Genomic DNA, 18,125 nt, shown 5'->3' on the forward strand with positions numbered 1-18,125 from the left:
TGAGCCGGGCGGGACCCCCGGGGCCACCGCACTTCGTGGGCGGCGCGCCACCCGCGCCCGCCCCGCACCGAGGAGAAGAACCACTGGGCAAGCGACAGCCCGAAGGCCCGCCGCCCGCACCGGCGGTGCAGCGCATCCGACTGCGCTACACCAAGCGCGGCCGCCTCCGGTTCACCAGCCACCGCGACTTCCAGCGGGCCTTCGAGCGCGCCCTGCGGCGCGCCGAGGTCCCCATGGCGTACTCGGCGGGCTTCACCCCGCACCCCAAGGTCTCGTACGCCAACGCCGCCCCGACCGGGACGGCATCCGAGGCCGAGTACCTGGAGATCGCGCTCACCGACCACCGCGACCCCGAGCGGCTGCGACTGCTGCTCGACGAGTCGATGCCGGCCGGTCTCGACATCACCGACGCCGTGGAGGCCCGGACCTCCGGTCTCGCCGACCGGCTGACCGCCTCCGTCTGGGAGCTGCGGCTCCAGGGCGTGCACCCGGTGGACGCCGGGCGCGCTGCGGCCGCCTTCCTGGCCGCCGGGGCGGTCGAGGTCAGCCGGAAGACCAAGAACGGCATCCGCAGCTTCGACGCCCGGGGAGCCGTGGCCGGCCTCGAAGCCCGGCCCGCGCCGGCTGATGGGCCCGGCCAGGAGCCCTGTGCGATACTGCGGCTGGTTGTTCGGCACGTGACACCTGCCGTGCGACCCGACGACGTCCTGTCCGGCCTCCACGCCGTGGCCGACCTGGCGCCGCCGGTCCCCGCTGCGGTGACCAGGCTGGCGCAGGGGCTCTTCGACGAGGAGACCGGCACGGTGACCGACCCGCTCGCGCCCGACCGCGAGGCAGTCCTGGCCGCCCCACCCATGGCCGCCGGATCCGCCGCCGCGACGGCTGCTCCCTGACCGGAGGCGGAACGGTCCCCGCGACCGGGACCGGTCGTCGCCACGCGGCCCTCGCAGCGGACAAGCCAGCCCGCCGGGTCGCGTACCCACACAGAAGACTTTCGCCAGGCCGTCCGCAGAAGGCGTACGGAACCGGCGAGCCAGACATCAGCTCCTGTGCGGCGCCGCGCCAGACGCGGCGCCCGGGAGCGTGACGGGAGAACCGCCCGCATGCTTGAGCAGAACGACACCGGCACCGCCGGTTCCAGCACCGAAGAGAACAACTCGCCCAGCGACACGCTGCCGCCGCGCCGCCGTCGCCGCGCCGCCTCCCGCCCCGCCGGTCCGCCGGCCGGGGGCGAGGCACCCGCCGCGGAGGCGACCGTGGTCGCGGAGACCGCCGCCCCCGCCGAGACGGCGACCACGGCCGCCCCGGCCGCCGCCGCTGCCGAGGAGCAGGCCGAGCCGGCGGCATCCGCCCGGCCGCGCCGCCGCGCCACCCGCAGGGCCAGCGCCCCGGCCGGTACGCCCGCCGCCGCGCCGGCGGAGGCACCCGCGCCGGCTGCCGAGAACACCGAGGCCGCCGAAGAGACCGAAGAGACCGAGGACACCGAGGAGCAGGTGGCCGCCGAGGCCCCGGCCGCTCCGGTCGCCGCCGCCGAGGAGCCCGCCGCCCCGGCCCGTACCCGTCGCCGGGCGACCCGCAGGGCCAGCGCCCCGGCCGGTACGCCGGCCGCCGCCGCGTCGGTGGAGGCCCCGGCGCCGGCCGCCGAGGAGCCCGCCGAGCCCGCTGCCCCGGCCGCCGCCGAGGAGCCCGCCGAGCCCGCTGCCCCGGCCGCCGCCGAGGAGCCGGCCGAGCCGGTGGCGCCCGCCCGTGGTCGCCGCCGCGCCACCCGCAGGGCCACCGCCCCGGTGACCGCCCCGGAGGTGGCCGAGGAGTCGGTGGAGGCCCCGGCCACCGCCGAGGAGCCCGCCGTCGCGGAGCCGGCCGTGGCCGCCGCCGCCGAGGAGCCCGCCGCCCCGGCCCGTGCGCGTCGCCGGGCCACCCGTAAGGCCAGCACGCCCAGGGCGCAGGAGGAGGAGACGGCCGCCGGGGGCGAGGAGCTGCCCTCCGGCACGGTCGCCCAGATCGCGTCCGACGAGGCCGAGGTGACCGCCGCCGAGGAGGCGGCGACCCGGGGCCGTACCCGCCGCCGGACCGGTGCGCCGCAGTTCACCGCCGAGCCCGAGCAGCGGACGCCCGAGCAGTCCCGGGGCCGCCGGGCCGCCCGCCCGGCCGTGGCGGTGTTCCAGGCCCCGGTCTTCGCGGAGCCGATGTTCCAGACCCCGGAGACCGCTGCCGCCGCCGCTGCCGCCGAGGCGGCCGGGCGCCGGGGTGCGCCGGCCGTCGAGTCCGGCGCGAAGGAGTCCGCCGAGGAGACCCCCGCCGCCCGTACCGCCGAGCAGCCGGAGACCGGCCGCCGGCGCCGTCGCCGCCGGGGCGAGCCCGCCGAGCAGCCGGCGCCCGCCGCCGAGCAGCCGCAGCCGGAGCGGGCCGAGCGGACGGAGCGGGCCGACGAGGCCGAGGAGCCCGAGGAGACCACCCGGGCCGCCGGGGGCGAGGACGCCGAGGAGTCCGAGGACCGGCCGCGCCGCCGCCGTCGCGGTGGCCGCCGCCGTCGCCGGGGTGAGGGCGCGGACGAGGCCGAGCAGGCCGAGGGCGCCGAGCAGGACGAGCGGTCCGTCGGGGACGAGCGTCCCGCCCGGACCGAGCAGGACGAGCGGGCCGAGGCGCCGGAGGACGAGGAGGAGTCCGAGGAGGCCGAGGAGCACGAGGCCGACACGCCCTCCGCCGCCGGGACCAGCAGCTCGCGCCGCCGCCGTCGCCGCCGCCGCCGCGGCGGGGACAGCGGCCCCGAGGAGACCGCGGGCGACGAGGACGGCGTCCGTACCGTCGTCAAGGTCCGCGAGCCGCGTCCGGCCCGGGAGGCCGCCGACGAGGTGCAGTCCATCAAGGGCTCCACCCGGTTGGAGGCGAAGAAGCAGCGCCGCCGGGAGGGCCGCGAGCAGGGCCGCCGCCGGGTGCCGATCATCACCGAGGCCGAGTTCCTGGCCCGCCGGGAGGCCGTCGAGCGGGTGATGGTCGTGCGCCAGCACGGCGAGCGCACCCAGATCGGTGTCCTCGAGGACGACGTGCTGGTCGAGCACTACGTCAACAAGGAGCAGGCCACCTCCTACGTCGGCAACGTCTACCTGGGCAAGGTGCAGAACGTCCTGCCGTCCATGGAGGCCGCCTTCGTCGACATCGGCAAGGGCCGCAACGCCGTGCTCTACGCCGGTGAGGTCAACTTCGAGGCGCTGGGCATGGGCCACGGGCCGCGCCGGATCGAGACCGCGCTGAAGTCCGGCCAGTCGGTGCTGGTGCAGGTCACCAAGGACCCGATCGGCCACAAGGGCGCCCGGCTGACCAGCCAGGTCTCGCTGCCCGGTCGCTATCTGGTGTACGTGCCCGAGGGTTCGATGACCGGGATCAGCCGCAAGCTCCCCGACACCGAGCGGGCCCGGCTGAAGACCATTCTCAAGAAGATCGTCCCCGAGGACGCGGGCGTGATCGTGCGCACCGCCGCCGAGGGCGCCAGCGAGGACGAGCTCCGCAGGGACGTGGAGCGGCTCCAGGCGCAGTGGGAGGACATCCGGAAGAAGGCCAAGAACGGCAACGCCCCGACCCTGCTCTACGGCGAGCCGGACATGACGGTCCGGGTGGTCCGGGACATCTTCAACGAGGACTTCTCCAAGGTCGTCGTCAGCGGTGACGAGGCGTGGGAGACCATCCACGGCTATGTCTCGCACGTCGCCCCCGACCTGGCGGACCGGCTCCAGCGCTGGACCTCCGAGGTGGACGTCTTCGCCACCTACCGGATCGACGAGCAGCTGATGAAGGCGCTGGACCGCAAGGTCTGGCTGCCGTCCGGCGGTTCGCTGGTGATCGACAAGACCGAGGCGATGGTCGTGGTCGACGTCAACACCGGCAAGTTCACCGGCCAGGGCGGCAACCTGGAGGAGACCGTCACCAGGAACAACCTGGAGGCGGCCGAGGAGATCGTCCGCCAGCTGCGCCTGCGCGACCTGGGCGGCATCGTCGTCATCGACTTCATCGACATGGTGCTGGAGTCCAACCGGGACCTGGTGCTGCGGCGGCTGCTGGAGTGCCTGGGCCGGGACCGGACCAAGCACCAGGTGGCCGAGGTCACCTCGCTGGGCCTGGTCCAGATGACCCGGAAGCGGGTCGGCCAGGGGCTGCTGGAGTCGTTCTCGGAGACCTGCGTCCACTGCAACGGGCGCGGTGTCATCGTGCACATGGAGCAGCCGACCGGTGCCGGTGGCGGCGGCAACGGCAAGCGCGCCAAGAAGCGCGGCCGGGGCGGCGACGGCCAGGGTGCCGACCGTCATGAGCACACCGAGCCCGTCACCACGGGCGCGGAGGCGGCGGCCGAGCCCGAGACGGCGGCCGAGGTCGCGGCGGAGCTGGCCGCGCCGGTGTCGCTGGCCGAGTCCGTACCGGAGACCATGACGCCGGACGAGGAGCTGTACTCCAGCGTGGCGGAGGCCGAGGCGGCCGCGACCCGGGGCCGCCGGCGCCGGGCCACCCGCAAGGCGACCGCCCCGGCGGGCGCGCCGAAGCAGGCCGTCGAGGCGGCCGAGACCGCCCCGGAGGTCCGGGAGGCCGCTCCGGAGACCCCGGAGGCCGCTCCGGCCGCCGAGGCCGCCCCGGAGGCTCCGGCCGCCGAGACCGCCGCTCCGGCGGAGGCCCCGGCCGGGCGTACCCGGCGCCGGGCCACCCGTAAGGCGACCGCCCCGGCGGGCGCGCCGAAGCCCGTGGCGGCGGCGGACAGCGCCGAGGCGGCCACCGTGGTGGTGCGCCCCGAGCAGCCGGCCGCCGAGCCGGTCACCGAGCCGGCCGCGTCCGCCGGGCAGCCGGCCGCCGGCGAGGCGCCGGAGGCCGGGGAGGCCCCGGTGGCCGCCCCGCCGCGCGCCCGTCGCCGGGTGGTGCGCAAGGTCACCGCTCCGGCCGGTTCGCCCTCGGGCACCGGTGAGGCCGCCGTCGTGGTGGTCCCCGCCCCCGCCCGTACCGAGGAGCCGTCGGCCGAGGCGGCGGCCCCGCAGCCGGACGCCGGGGCTCCCGAAGCCGCTGAGGCGGCGCCGGTCAAGAAGACGGCGGCCCGGAAGACGGCCGCCAAGAAGACCGCCGCCAAGAAGGCCACCGCCACCAAGACGGCGGCGGCCAAGAAGACGACGGCCAAGAAGACCGCCGCCAAGAAGACCGCGGCGGCGGAGGAGCCGGCGGCGGCCGAGGAGACGGCGGCGGCCGACGAGACGGCGGCGGAGAAGCCGGCGGCGAAGAAGACCACCGCCGCCAGGAAGACCGCCGCCAAGAAGACGGCCACCGCCAAGAAGGCGCCGGCCGCGAAGAAGGCGACCGCCAAGAAGACGGCTGCCAAGACCGCCACCAAGAAGACGGCGGCCAAGAAGACGGCAGCCGCCGAGCAGTCCCCGGCGCCCTCCGTGACCGCGGTCACGGAGGACTGACCCGGACCGGGCGCCGGCGCCCGGAGGTACACCGGTACCGGAACCGGGGCCCCCGGGTCCCGGCCCCGGAACGGAGCGGCCGCCCGTGACACCCGTCACGGGCGGCCGCTCCGTTTCCCGGCATCCGGCCCGGAGCCCGGCCGCGCCGTCCCCGGCCCGTCCCGGGCGGCCCCGCCGGGAACGGCACCCGCCCGTACGGGAACGACAGGGACCTCCCCCGAGCACGACGGCGCCCCCTCCGAGTACGACGGTGCCTCCGAGAATGGCCGAAAAGTGCCGGTCCATCGCCGCCACCGGCCGGAACCGCCCGGAAAATGACCGGAACCCGGCCGGTGAAGGGGTCGGCCGCCCGGGGAAATGCCCGAGAACCCCGGAGGAACGGCCGGAATTCCGCCGCGAACACCCGGCGAACACCCGGTGACCGCCGTCCGGCCGTCCGCCGGCCGTCCACCGGCAGTCGTCCGGCCGCCGACGGAGACGGGCCCCGCCTCCCCGGCTCCACCCGGCGCCGGGCCCGATATCTCGTTTCCGAATCGATCCCTCCGCCTGTGAACTCGGCTGAAATCGGCTGTCGAATCCCTGCTAACCTGACGCCGGTCGCCGCCGTAGGCAGGTCCTGCCCCGAGGACATCGGGCGGTGACCGACCCGGACCGGGACATACCTGTCCAAGCGGTCCTCGGCAGGGCGTCGGCATCGCGTCGCCGGAGGGGAACACGCGGCCTCGCGAGACGTCCGTGGCACTCCTCGATCTCTGCCACCAAGAGCTCTTGCGGTGTTCATAGGAGGACGTCCATGCCGAGCATCAACGAGCAGCCCATCCCCGCTGCCCGTCCGGTCATCGGTGACGAGGAGATCGAGGCGGCCGTACGCGTCATGCGCAGCGGGCGCGTGGTCCAGGGTCCCGAGGTGGCCGCGTTCGAGGAGGGCTTCTCCGCGCTGGTCGACGGCCGCCACTGCGTCGCCGTCAATTCCGGCACCTCCGCCCTGCACCTGCTGCTGCTGGCGCTGAACATCGGCCCCGGCGACGAGGTGATCGTCCCGTCCTTCTCGTTCGCCGCCTCGGCCAACGCGGTCCGGCTGGTCGGCGCGGACGCGGTCTTCGCGGACATCGAGCGGGACAGCTACAACCTGGACCCGGCCGCCGTCGAGGCCGCCATCACCCCGCGCACCGCCGCGATCATGCCGGTCCACCTCTACGGCAACCCGGCCGCGATGGACAAGATCATGGCCATCGCGGACAAGCACAAGCTGGCCGTGGTCGAGGACGCCTGCCAGGCCCACGCGGCCGCGCTGCACGGCACCCCGGTCGGGGCCTTCGGCGCGGGCGGCACCTTCAGCTTCTACCCGACGAAGAACATGCACAGCCTTGAGGGCGGCATGATCTCCACCGGTGACGCCGCTCTCGCCCGCACCCTGCGGCTGCTGCGCAACCAGGGGATGGAGCAGCGGTACGCCAACGAGATCATCGGCGTCAACATGCGGATGACCGACGTCGCCGCCGCCGTCGGCCGGGTGCAGCTCGCCAAGGTGGGCGCCTGGACCGACCAGCGGATCGCCAACGCCGCGTACCTCACCGAGCACATCTCCGCGCCGAACGTGGTGACCCCGGTGCTCGCCGAGGGCGCGCGACACGTCTACCACCAGTACACGATCCGGGTCACCGACGGGGACCGGGACGCCGCGATGGCCAGGCTCACCGAGGCGGGCGTCGGCAACGCCGTGTACTACCCGACCCCCATCCACCGGCTGAAGCCCTACTGGGAGCCGGACCAGAAGGCGGGCCGGAACTGGGACCTCCCGGAGACCGAGAAGGCCGCGGCCGAGGTCGTCTCGCTGCCGGTGCACCCCTCGCTGACCCAGAGCGACCTGGAGCGCATCGTCGCCGCGGTCAACGCCCTCGGCGCCTGACCCGGACTCCGGACCCCGGGGGCCGGTGCCGTACGGCCCCCGGACTCGTACGGCATCCGCACCCCGCGGGTCCCGGGTCCGCCCGGGTCCGCCCCGGATCCGCAGGACCTCCGGGTCCCCAGGACCTCCGGGTCCGCTGGAACCACTGAGATCGCTGACACCACGGAGGCCGTCGTGATCGCCGAGATCGCCCCGGTCGCCGTGACCGTGCTGGGAGTAAACCTGTGACTGACGCTGGACTACGGGCCGGGCTGATCGGCCTCGGCTCCATGGGACGCCACCACGCCCGTGTGCTCGCGGGCCTCGACGGCGTCCGGCTCGTCGGAGTGGTGGACCCGATGGGCGACAAGAACGGCTGGGCGCAGGGCGCCCCCGTGCTGTCGACCGTCGAGGAGCTGATCGCGCTCGGCGTCGACTACGCCGTCGTGGCCTGCCCGACCGCGCTCCACGAGGAGGTCGGCCTCAAGCTGGCCGAGGCCGGGGTCTGCGCGCTCATCGAGAAGCCGGTCGCGGACAGCGTGGCGGGCGCCCGCCGGCTGGTGGACGCCTTCGAGTCGCGCGGTCTGGTGGCCGGCGTGGGCCACATCGAGCGGTGCAACCCGGCGCTGCGCTCGCTCCGGGCCCGGCTGGAGGCCGGCGAGCTGGGCGACGTGTACCAGGTCGTCACCCGCCGCCAGGGGCCGTTCCCGCACCGGATCGCGGACGTCGGCGTGGTCAAGGACCTGGCCACCCACGACATCGACCTGACCGGCTGGGTGACCGGCCGGCAGTACGTCTCGATCGCCGCGCACACCGTCTCCAAGTCGGGCCGCCCGCACGAGGACATGGTCTCCGCCGTCGGCCAGCTCTCCGACGGCACCATGGTCAACCACCTGGTCAACTGGCTGAGCCCGCTCAAGGAGCGGTTCACCTCGGTCACCGGCGAGCGGGGCTGCTTCGTCGCGGACACCCTCACCGCCGACCTGACCTTCTACTCCAACGCCGCCGTGGCCACCGAGTGGGAGGCGCTGCGTGCCTTCCGCGGGGTCGCCGAGGGCGACATGATCCGGTACGCCATCCCCAAGCGCGAGCCGCTGCTCGTGGAGCACGAGCTGTTCCGGGACGCGGTGCTCGGCAAGTCGCAGGACATCTGCACGCTGCGCCAGGGTCTGCGTACGGTGGAGGTGGCCGCGGCCGTCCTCGACTCCGCGGGCCGCGGTGTCACCGTGCGGTTCACCCCGGAGGACGTGGCCAGTTGACCACACCCGATGTCACCGTCGTCGTGGCGGTCTACAACACGATGCCGTACCTCACCGAGTGCCTGAACTCGCTGGTGAGGCAGAGCATCGGACGGGACCGGCTGGAGGTCGTGGCCGTCGACGACGGCTCGACCGACGACAGCGGACGGGAGCTGGACCGCTTCGCGGCGAAGTACCCGGACACGGTGAAGGTGATCCATCAGGCCAACTCCGGCGGCCCGGCGGCTCCCAGCAACCGGGCCCTGGAGCTGGCCACCGGCCGGTACGTCTACTTCATCGGCTCCGACGACCATCTGGGCCGGGAGGCCCTGGAGCGGCTGGTGGCCTGTGCCGACGAGCACGGCTCGGACGTGGTCGTCGGCAAGATGGTGGGCACCAACGGCCGGTACGTCCACCAGGCGCTCTACCGCAAGAGCGACCCGGACGTCAGCCTCTACGAATCGGCGCTGCCCTTCACGCTCGCCAACACCAAGCTGTTCCGCCGGGAACTGGTCGAGAAGCACCACCTGCGCTTCCCCGAGGACCTGCCGGTCGGCTCGGACATGCCGTTCACCATCGAGGCGTGCGTACGGGCCCGCAGGATCTCGGTCCTCGCGGACTACACGTTCTACTACGCGGTGAAGCGCGGCGACTCCAGCAACATCACCTACCGCGCCGACCACCTCTCCCGGCTGCGCTGCACCGAGCGGATCATGCGGCACGCCGCCGGGCTCGTCCCGGCCGGACCGGAGCGCGACGCGCTCTTCAAGCGCCACTTCACCTGGGAGCTGGCCAAGCTGGTCCAGGACGACTTCCCGGACCTGCCCCCGGAGATCCAGACCCAGCTGTGCTCGGGGATCGCCGCGCTGGCCGACGACTACCTCACCGACGGGCTGCGCGACTCCCTGGACGTCCGGCGCCGGGTGCGGATCTGCCTCGCCCAGCGGGGCGCGATCGGTGAACTGGTGCGGGCCATCCGGGACGAGGCGGAGCAGGGCGCCCCGCCGTTCCTGCTGGAGGACGGCCGGGCGTACGCCCGCTACCCCGGCTTCCGGGACGGCCTCGGCCTGCCGGACCGGGTGTTCGAGGTCACCGCCGCCGGGGTGCCCGCCGCGCTCGCCTCCGGCACCTCGCTGGTCTCGGCCGGCTGGGAGCAGGACGGCGACGCCATGGCCGTGGCGGTGGAGGTCCGCCTCCCGGTGGGCGGCGAGACCGACTCGGCGGTGGTGCGGCTGGCGGACCGGGCGATGCCGCGCAGCGCCGACAAGCCGGGTGCCCGCCGGCTGCCCGCCGGACAGGAACTCCCGCCGCCGGTCGGGGAGTTCACCCGGAAGCCGACCGAGGACGGCACGGCGACCCTGCTCTCCGCCCGCATTCCGGTCGAGGCGCGCGGCGTCCGGCGCGGGGTGCGGGTGTACGTGGACGTGGCCGGCGCCGTCTACGAGATCCCGGTGCCGGTGCGCGGCCGGCCGCTGCCGCTCGCCCGGCGCTGGCGCGAGCGGGTGCCGTACCGGATCTCCGCCAACACCAACGCCAAGGGCCGGCTCGTGATCACCACGGCCCCGCTCTGGGCCCCCGCCACCGGCCTGGGCGGCCGACTGCGGGAAACGATGTCCCGTGTGAAGAGGAAGCTGTTCCGATGAATATCTGTGTAGTCGCGCTGGGCAAGATCGGCCTGCCGCTCGCCGTCCAGTTCGCCGCCAAGGGCCACCAGGTCATCGGCGCCGACGTCAACGAGAAGGTCGTGGAGCTGGTCAACGCCGGCACCGAGCCCTTCCCCGGCGAGCACGACCTGGACCGGCTGCTGAAGCAGACCGTCGACGCCGGGCTGCTCTCCGCGACCACCGACACCGCCGCCGCCGTGGCGAAGTCCGAGGCCGTCGTGGTCGTCGTCCCGCTCTTCGTGGACGCCGAGGGCACCCCGGACTTCGGCTGGATGGACGCCGCCACCAAGGCGATCGCCAAGGGCCTCAAGCCGGGCACCCTGGTCTCGTACGAGACCACCCTGCCGGTCGGCACCACCCGCACCCGCTGGGCGCCGATGCTCGCGGAGGGCTCCGGCCTCACCCCGGGCGAGGACTTCCACCTGGTCTTCTCGCCGGAGCGGGTGCTCACCGGCCGGGTCTTCGCCGACCTGCGCCGCTACCCCAAGCTGGTCGGCGGCATCGACGAGGCGTCCACCGCGCGCGGCGTGGCCTTCTACGAGCAGACGCTCGACTTCGACGCCCGGGACGACCTGCCGCGGCCGAACGGCGTCTGGGACCTGGGCACCGCCGAGGCGTCCGAGCTGGCCAAGCTGGCGGAGACCACCTACCGGGACGTCAACATCGGTCTCGCCAACCAGTTCGCCCGGTTCGCGGACAAGAACGGCATCGACGTCAAGAAGGTCATCGAGGCCTGCAACTCGCAGCCGTACAGCCACATCCACCAGCCCGGCATCGCCGTCGGCGGCCACTGCATCCCGATCTACCCGCGGATGTACCTGTGGAACGACCCGGAGGCGACCGTGGTGCGCTCGGCCCGCGAGGCCAACGCCGCCATGCCGGAGTACGCCGTGGACCTGCTGGCCGCCGCCTACGGCGACCTCACCGGCGTCAGCGTCCTGGTGCTGGGCGCCGCCTACCGGGGCGGGGTCAAGGAGACCGCGTTCTCCGGTGTCTTCGGCACGGTCGAGGCGCTGAAGGCGCGCGGCGCGGTGCCGTACGTCTCCGACCCGATGTACACCGCCGAGGAGCTGACGGCGCACGGGCTCGTGCCGCACCAGGGCGAGAAGGTCACCGCCGCCGTGCTCCAGGCCGACCACGCCGAGTACCGCGAGCTGGCCGCCTCCGACCTGCCGGACGTGACGGTGCTGGTGGACGGCCGCCGCACCACCGACCCGGCCCGCTGGCAGGGCGTCCGCCGCGTCGTCATCGGCGGCTGACCCGGGAATCTCCCAGGGCACGACAGGCACCGGCCCCGGACCGCTCAGGGTGGTCCGGGGCCGGTGCTGTCCTGTGTTCTGTGAGGTCCCGCGGGGCAGGGCCGGGTCAGCCGGTGGTGGCGCGCTCCCAGGCGCCGAGGGCGAGACCTGCCTCGGCCTTCTGGCGGGCCACCCAGAGCGCCCCGTCCGTGCCGATCACCGCCATGACCACCCGGTTCCGCCCGTCCAGCGCGAGCGCGGGAGCCCCGGCGCAGGGGGAGCCGGTCGGCGTCCACTCGACGCCCGCCGACTCCTGCTCGGTCGGATAGGCGGCCAGCGCGGGGCGGCCGGTGTCCCGGGCCCGGTGGGCCAGGATCGTGCAGTCGTGGCCGTCCACCGGGGCGCGCAGCACGGCCACCGGGCCGGCGCCAGGGGCCGTCCCCAGCGCCGCCGGCTCGGGCGCCTCCTCGGCAGGATCTCCGGCGGTCCCGGCGTCCACGGTGATCCCGGCGTCCCCGGCCGCGGGCTCCGCCGGGGCGGCCGGCCGCCAGGCCCGTACGGTGGCGTCGGCGCCGTCGTGCCAGAAGTGGGTGAGCCGGCCGTCCCCGGTGGGCTCGGTGGCCGGGGCCTCGGCGGCGGCCGCGAACGGCAGGTCCTCGCACCGGCGGAACGGCACCCTGGACTCCGGCCGCTGCCAGCGCAGCAGCCGCTTGGCGGCGGGCGCCAGCACCTCGGTCCGGCCGTCGGGGGCGACGGCGGCCCGGATCCCCCCGGTTATCCCGTTGCCCTTCAGGTCCACCCACTGGTGCCAGGCGCCGGTCTTCGTCTGGCTGCGGGCGCAGACCCCGCCGCCCGCGTTCCGCACGAAGAGGTGCAGCGCGCCCTCCCGGTCCACCACGGCGGCGGGCACCCCGACCTGCGCGGCGAGCTCCTGGTCGTCCGGGTAGGGGGTGGAGAGCGCCCGCCAGTCGCGCAGCGGCCGGCCGGTCTGGAACTGCACCGCGTAGACCACGTCGCTCACCGGCCGCCCCTCGGCGTCCCGGCTGCGGCGCATGCCGGCCAGGTGCACATAGCCGTCCTCGCCCTGGGCGACGGAGAGGTACGGGAGCAGTCCGGGCGCCGGGAGCAGCACCGGGCCGCTCCAGTGCGGGCCGCCGGGCCGGGTCTCGGTCCAGCGGAGCACCCCGTCGGCGGCGGGGGCGTACGCGGTGAGGCGGCCGTCCCGGCCACGGGTCAGCCAGCCGGTGGTGGTGGGGAGCGCGGGGTCGGAGACCGGAAGCGGAGCCGCCTCCCGGGGGGCGGGACCGGCCCCCTGACGTTTGGTCCTCCGAACGAACGAGACCGCCATGGCTGACCGCCGACCTTCCCTCAACCCACTACCTCACGCTCAAGCGTGCGCGACCCTAGCATCCCCCGTCCGGCGGGCCCCCGGCCACCGCCGCCCACCGACTTGAACGTACGCCGTCAACAGGGGCCGCCTCCGGCGCGGTTGGCGCCCGCGCGGGACCGGGGCGCGGGGCCGGGCGCGGGGGCCCTCCTCGCGGTGTCCGGCCACGGAGTCCGAAGGTGTCCGCCCCCGGGCGCGGTGCTCTCGCGGCACCCGTCGGGCCACCCGTCGCGGCACCCGGGAGAGGGACGGTCGCCCGGTGTGAGACGGTGACCCGGCGCACCTGTGCGCGTCCGCGGATGCGTTGAACCACCACGCATCGCCGCTTCCCGCCGCCTCACGCCCTTGGCCTGAACCCAGAAGAAGAGTGCCCGTGAAAGTCATCAGTATCGTCGGCGCCCGTCCGCAGTTGGTGAAGCTCGCGCCCATCGCGGCGGCGTTCGCCGGGACCGAGCACCAGCACGTCATCGTGCACACCGGACAGCACTACGACGCCGATCTCTCCGACGTCTTCTTCGAGGGTCTGGGCATCCCCGACCCGGACGTCCACCTCGGCGTCGGCTCCGGCAGCCACGGTGTCCAGACCGGCGCGGTGCTCACCGCCCTCGACCCGGTCCTGGAGCGCGAGCGGCCGGACTGGGTGCTGGTCTACGGCGACACCAACTCCACCATCGCCGGTGCCCTCTCCGCGGTGAAGATGCATCTGCCGGTCGCCCACCTGGAGGCCGGGCTGCGCTCCTTCAACCGGCGCATGCCCGAGGAGCACAACCGGGTGCTCACCGACCACAGCGCCGATGTGCTGCTGGCCCCGACCGAGGAGGCCATGCGCCACCTCGCCGACGAGGGGCTGAAGGACCGGGCGGTGCTCGCCGGCGATGTGATGGTCGACATCTGCCTGCGCATCCGGGACGCCGTGCTGGCCGGCGAGCACGCCGCGCCCGCGCTGCCCGAGGGCATCGACCCCGAGCAGCCGTTCCTGCTGGCCACCCTGCACCGGCCGGACAACACCGACGACCCGGAGCGGCTGGCCGCGATCGTCGACGCGCTGGCCGGGCTGCCGCTGCCGGTCGCGCTCCTCGCCCACCCGCGCCTGGTCGCCCGGGCCGCCGAGCACGGGATCGAGCTGGCCAAGGGCTCGGTGCGGGTCGGCCGCCCGCTGCCGTACGCCGGTCTGGTCGCCGCCGTGCTCGCCTCCGCCGGTGTGGTAACCGACTCGGGCGGCCTCCAGAAGGAGGCGTTCCTGCTCAGCCGGATCACCACCACCATCCGCCCGGAGACCGAGTGGGTGGAGACCGTGGACTCCGGCTGGAACGTCCTCGTCCCGGACCCGCACACCCTGCCCGCCGAGGAGTGGGCGGCCACCGTCACCCGCGCCGTGCCCACCGCCGACCCCGGCACCCCGTACGGCGACGGCCGGGCGGCGCGGAACGTCGTCCGGATTCTGGAGGAGTGGCAGGGCGGCGCCCCGGCCGCCCGCTGACCCCCGCCGCCCGCTGACCCCCGCCGGCCGCCGGCCCGGCCACCCGCCGGCCTCGCGCCCGGTGGCCGGGTCCGCCGGCCGCCTTCCGGGGGCCCGGGCGAGTCCGGGGACGCTCCGCGCGGCGCGTCCCCGGACTCGCCCCGGCGAGCCCGGCCGGGGCCGCCCGGCCGGGCCCCCCGCAGGGTGCTCGCCGGGTGCTCGCCGGGTCTCCGCGAGGGGGCCCGGCCCCCGGGCCGGGCCCGCTCCGGTGATAAAATGCCCCGTCCCCCGAACTCTCCGAAGGAAGTCGCATGAAGCAGGCAGCATCCAGGGATGCGGCCGTGGTCACGCCGTGGTATCCGACGCGGGAGCTGCCTTTCCGGGGGTCCTTCGTGCAGGCCATGGTCGACGCCACCGCGCCTGGCTGTGACAGCCTCGTCGTCTACCACTGCGACCCCTGGGTCGCCGCCATGGACGCCGCGACCACCGAGGCCGTCGAGGCCGCCAACGCCCGGCTGATGCCCGGCACGGCCCACCGGGTGCCCACCGTCGGCGGCGCCGAGCTGGTGCACTTCCCGGTGACCACGCCGCGCGGCCAGGACTACGGCGCGCAGGCCCGCAACCACGAGCGCCAGCTCCGCAATCTGCTCGGCGGCAAGCCGATCGACGCCCCCGTGGTGCACGCCCATGTCGGGCTGCCCAGCGGCTGGGCGGCGCTGCGCAACGCCCGTCCGGACGCCCGGGTCTTCGTCACCGAGCACGCCTCCTTCCTGGAGCGGGTCTTCCAGGACCCCGAGGCGCGCGAGCTCTACGACGAACTGCTGGGCGGCGTCACCGGCTTCTTCGCCGTCGGGGACAAGGTCACCGAGGTGCTGGGCCGGACCTTCCCGCACCACGCGGACAAGATCCTCCGCATCCCCAACCCGATCTCCTTCGACCAGCCCCGCCCCGAGCCGGTCACCGCGCTGAACAAGTGGCTGTACCTGGGCGGCATGGTGGAGCTCAAGGGCGTGAACTGGCTGGTCGAGGCGTTCGCCCAGTGCCACGCCGAGGACCCGTCGCTCACCCTCACCATGGTCGGCGAGGGTCCGCTGCGGCGGCCGCTGACCGAGCGGGTCGCGGAGCTGGGCCTGAGCGACGCGGTGAAGCTCCCGGGCTCCATCCCGCACGAGGAGGCGCTCGGCCTGATGCGCGAGCACGACCTCCTCGTCCACCCGAGCCGGTACGAGACCTTCGGCATGACCATCGTCGAGGGCATCGCGGCCGGCATGCCGGTCCTGGTCACCCGCTGCGGCGGCCCCGAGCGGACGCTCGCCGGCATCGAGGACGCGGCCGGTGAGCTGATCGACGTCGAGGAGAACGCCGAGTCGATCAGCGACGGCTTCCGGCGGCTGCGGGACCGGTTCGCCGGCGGCGGGCTCGACCTGGAGCGGGCCCGGGCGAGGCTCTCCGAGCAGTACGGCTACGAGGCCGTCGCCCGGGCGCACTACCGCCTCTGGTTCCCGGACGCCGAGGACACCGAGAACGCCGAGGACACCGGGGACGCTGCCGCCGAGGCCGGTCCCGGTGACACCGCCGCGCCCGGTCCCGGAGGCGCCGCGGCCGGTTCCGGTGGCGCCGCCGCTGCCGGATCCGCGGGCACCGGCACCGCCTCCGCGGGCACCGACGCCTCCGCAGGCTCCCCCGACTCTCCCGACTCCCCGTGATGGAGTGACATGCAGGTCCTGTTCCTGGCCCTTGGCGCCGCGCGCAAGCGGGCCGTGGTCGAAGAGTCCGCGGCGGTCGTCGCGGCCGGCGGCCGGGCGGTCGTCCTGGTCGGCCAGCGGAAGTCCTGGAGCGCCGAGACCTTCGCGCCCGGCGTGGAGCTGGTCACCCTCGCCGAGCTGGAGGACCGGCACCTGCCGCGCCGGGTCGAGCGGGCCGTGCTCTACCGCGCCCCGCGCCGGGTCGCCGGTGCCGTCGGGCGGGGCCGGGTCGCCCCGAAGGCCAAGCGCGCCCTGAAGGCGTACGAGAAGCGGGTCGCCGGCCGGGTCCACCGCCGGGTCTTCCTGCCGCTGCACCGCACGGTGTGGCCGACCGCCGCCGCCCGGATGGTCCGGCGCCACTTCGGCACCGCCGGGCCGGAGCTGATGGTGGTGGCCGACGCCATCTCCACCCAGCAGGCGGTGGCGCTGCTGAGCGCCTGGCGGGCCCGGGGCGCGGCCGCCCCCCGCGTCGCCTACAGCGTCGACTCGATCGTGACCCCGCAGCCCGCGGCCGCTCGCTGACCCCCGGGTCGCTGACGAACCCCCGAGGAAAGTTCCCGAGGAAGACTGATGAAGAACCGTAGCGACCGGCGTCCCCGGGTCCTCTATCTGGCGTTCTACTTTCCGCCGTCCCGCGCCAGCGGCGTCTACCGCGCCCGCGCCACCGCCAACCACCTGGTGGCGAAGGGCTGGGACGTCACCGTGTGCGCGGCACCGCTCGACTTCCTCCACAATGTGATCGGCTCGGTCGACGAGGGCCTCTCCGCCACCGTGGACCCGCGCATCCGGGTGGAGCGCCCCTCGCTCAACCAGTACACCTGGCAGCAGGACCTGCGGGAGTTCAGCTGGCTGCGGCGGAGCTTCCCGCTGATGGCCAAGCGCGCCTACATGTTCAGCCAGACCAAGCTGTTCCCCGAGCGCTACTCCTCCTGGGCCTGGGCCTCGGTGGTCCGCGCGCTGAAGCTGCACGCCACCAAGCGCTTCGACGTGGTCGTCGCCACCGGCAACCCGTTCGCCTCGTTCGCCGGGGCGTGGCTGTTCAACCGGCTGACCGGGGTGCCGTATGTGATGGACTACCGCGACTCCTGGACGCTGGAGATCTTCCACGACGTCCCCGCCTTCCCCGAGGACCACATCGCCTGGGGCTGGGAGAAGCGGATGCTGGACAAGGCCGCCACCTCGGTCTTCGTCAACGAGGCGCTGCGCACCTGGCACGCCGAGCGGTACCCGGAGGCGGCCGACCGGATGATGGTCGTCCCCAACGGCTGGGACGCCGACGTGATGCCGCAGACGACGGCCGACGACGAGCCCGGACAGTCCGGCCAGCCCGAGCAGTCCGCCGAGGCGCCGGTCGTGGCCCCGGAGGCCGTCACGGAGGAGACGTCCGGGGAGGCGGAAGGGGAGCCGGCCGCCGAGGACGGCGCCGGAGCGGACCGGCGGCGCCCGCTGAAGTTCGCGTATCTGGGCACCCTCACCGCCAAGCAGCCGGTGGAGGAGATGGCCGAGGCGTTCAAGATCGCCCGCCGTCACCCCGAGCTGGCCGGCGCGGAGCTCCAGATCCATGGTCACCTGGGCTTCTTCAAGAACAGCCCCGGCCACCTCAAGGCCCGGCTCGGCCTCCAGGACGGCCCGCTCCCGGAGGGCGCCGAGGACACCGGCCTGCGCTACTGCGGCCCGGTCTCCAAGACCGAGGTGGGCACGGTGTACGAGGAGGCCGACGTCCTGGTCTTCCTGGCGGGCGGCGGCAAGTACGTCACCTCCGGCAAGATCTTCGAGTACATGGCCTTCGGGCGCCCCATCGTCTCGGTGCACGCGCCGGGCATCGCCGCCCAGGACGTGCTGGACGGCTATCCGCTCTGGTTCAACGCCGACAGCCTGGACGTGGACGAGCTGGCCGCCTCCATGGTGGCGGCGGGCAAGGCCGCCCGGGACCTCACCCCGGAGCAGCGGAACACCGCCCGCAAGCACGCCGACGCCTACTCCCGGGACGCGGTGCTGGAGCCGTTCGAGCAGCGGCTCCGCGAGATCGTCCAGGGCTGAGCCCCTCTCGCGGGCCCTTCCGTACGGG

The 18,125-nt window shown here is 74.8% G+C and carries 11 protein-coding genes; 10 read left to right on the forward strand and 1 reads right to left on the reverse strand.

Annotated features, from left to right (window positions below):
• The first annotated feature begins 125 nt into the window (after positions 1-125).
• From NX801_RS21075 to NX801_RS21105, 6 genes are all read left to right on the forward strand, one after another.
• Entirely contained in the window at positions 126-893 is a 768-nt protein-coding gene (locus NX801_RS21075) for a TIGR03936 family radical SAM-associated protein (RefSeq protein ID WP_258789371.1), read from the forward strand.
• 210 nt (positions 894-1,103) lie between these two features.
• Entirely contained in the window at positions 1,104-5,438 is a 4,335-nt protein-coding gene (locus NX801_RS21080; RefSeq protein WP_258789372.1) for an Rne/Rng family ribonuclease, read from the forward strand.
• Positions 5,439-6,231: 793 nt separating this feature from the next.
• Positions 6,232-7,347, forward strand: a complete 1,116-nt coding sequence (locus NX801_RS21090; protein WP_258789373.1) for a DegT/DnrJ/EryC1/StrS family aminotransferase — start codon at positions 6,232-6,234, stop codon at positions 7,345-7,347.
• 224 nt (positions 7,348-7,571) lie between these two features.
• The gene (locus NX801_RS21095) at positions 7,572-8,585 is read left to right on the forward strand and encodes a Gfo/Idh/MocA family protein (protein WP_258789374.1); all 1,014 of its coding nucleotides are present in this window, start codon (positions 7,572-7,574) and stop codon (positions 8,583-8,585) included.
• Positions 8,582-10,207, forward strand: a complete 1,626-nt coding sequence (locus NX801_RS21100) for a glycosyltransferase (protein ID WP_258789375.1) — start codon at positions 8,582-8,584, stop codon at positions 10,205-10,207. Before NX801_RS21095 ends, NX801_RS21100 begins: the two co-directional genes overlap by 4 nt.
• Positions 10,204-11,487, forward strand: a complete 1,284-nt coding sequence (locus NX801_RS21105; RefSeq protein ID WP_258789376.1) for a nucleotide sugar dehydrogenase — start codon at positions 10,204-10,206, stop codon at positions 11,485-11,487. Before NX801_RS21100 ends, NX801_RS21105 begins: the two co-directional genes overlap by 4 nt.
• Before the next feature lie 106 nt (positions 11,488-11,593).
• On the opposite strand, the gene NX801_RS21110 is transcribed toward NX801_RS21105, so the two are convergent.
• Entirely contained in the window at positions 11,594-12,814 is a 1,221-nt protein-coding gene (locus NX801_RS21110; protein ID WP_258789377.1) for a PLL family lectin, read from the reverse strand.
• 412 nt (positions 12,815-13,226) lie between these two features.
• Here NX801_RS21110 and wecB point away from each other — a divergent pair, with 412 nt between their 5' ends.
• The 4 genes from wecB (at position 13,227) to NX801_RS21130 (ending at position 18,097) form a co-directional block, all read left to right on the forward strand.
• The gene (gene wecB / locus NX801_RS21115) at positions 13,227-14,333 is read left to right on the forward strand and encodes a non-hydrolyzing UDP-N-acetylglucosamine 2-epimerase (RefSeq protein ID WP_258789378.1); all 1,107 of its coding nucleotides are present in this window, start codon (positions 13,227-13,229) and stop codon (positions 14,331-14,333) included.
• Between the two features lie 290 nt (positions 14,334-14,623).
• Complete coding sequence (locus tag NX801_RS21120) at positions 14,624-16,018, forward strand: glycosyltransferase family 4 protein (RefSeq protein ID WP_258789379.1); 1,395 nt, start codon at positions 14,624-14,626, stop codon at positions 16,016-16,018.
• 9 nt (positions 16,019-16,027) lie between these two features.
• Positions 16,028-16,579, forward strand: a complete 552-nt coding sequence (locus tag NX801_RS21125) for a hypothetical protein (RefSeq protein WP_258789380.1) — start codon at positions 16,028-16,030, stop codon at positions 16,577-16,579.
• A 48-nt stretch (positions 16,580-16,627) separates the two neighbouring features.
• Positions 16,628-18,097 (forward strand): glycosyltransferase, encoded by a 1,470-nt coding sequence (locus tag NX801_RS21130; RefSeq protein WP_258789382.1) that lies wholly within the window; start codon positions 16,628-16,630, stop codon positions 18,095-18,097.
• The last annotated feature ends 28 nt before the right edge of the window (positions 18,098-18,125 follow it).

This window comes from Streptomyces pyxinae, assembly GCF_024756275.1.
In the GTDB taxonomy this organism is placed as follows: domain Bacteria; phylum Actinomycetota; class Actinomycetes; order Streptomycetales; family Streptomycetaceae; genus Streptomyces; species Streptomyces pyxinae.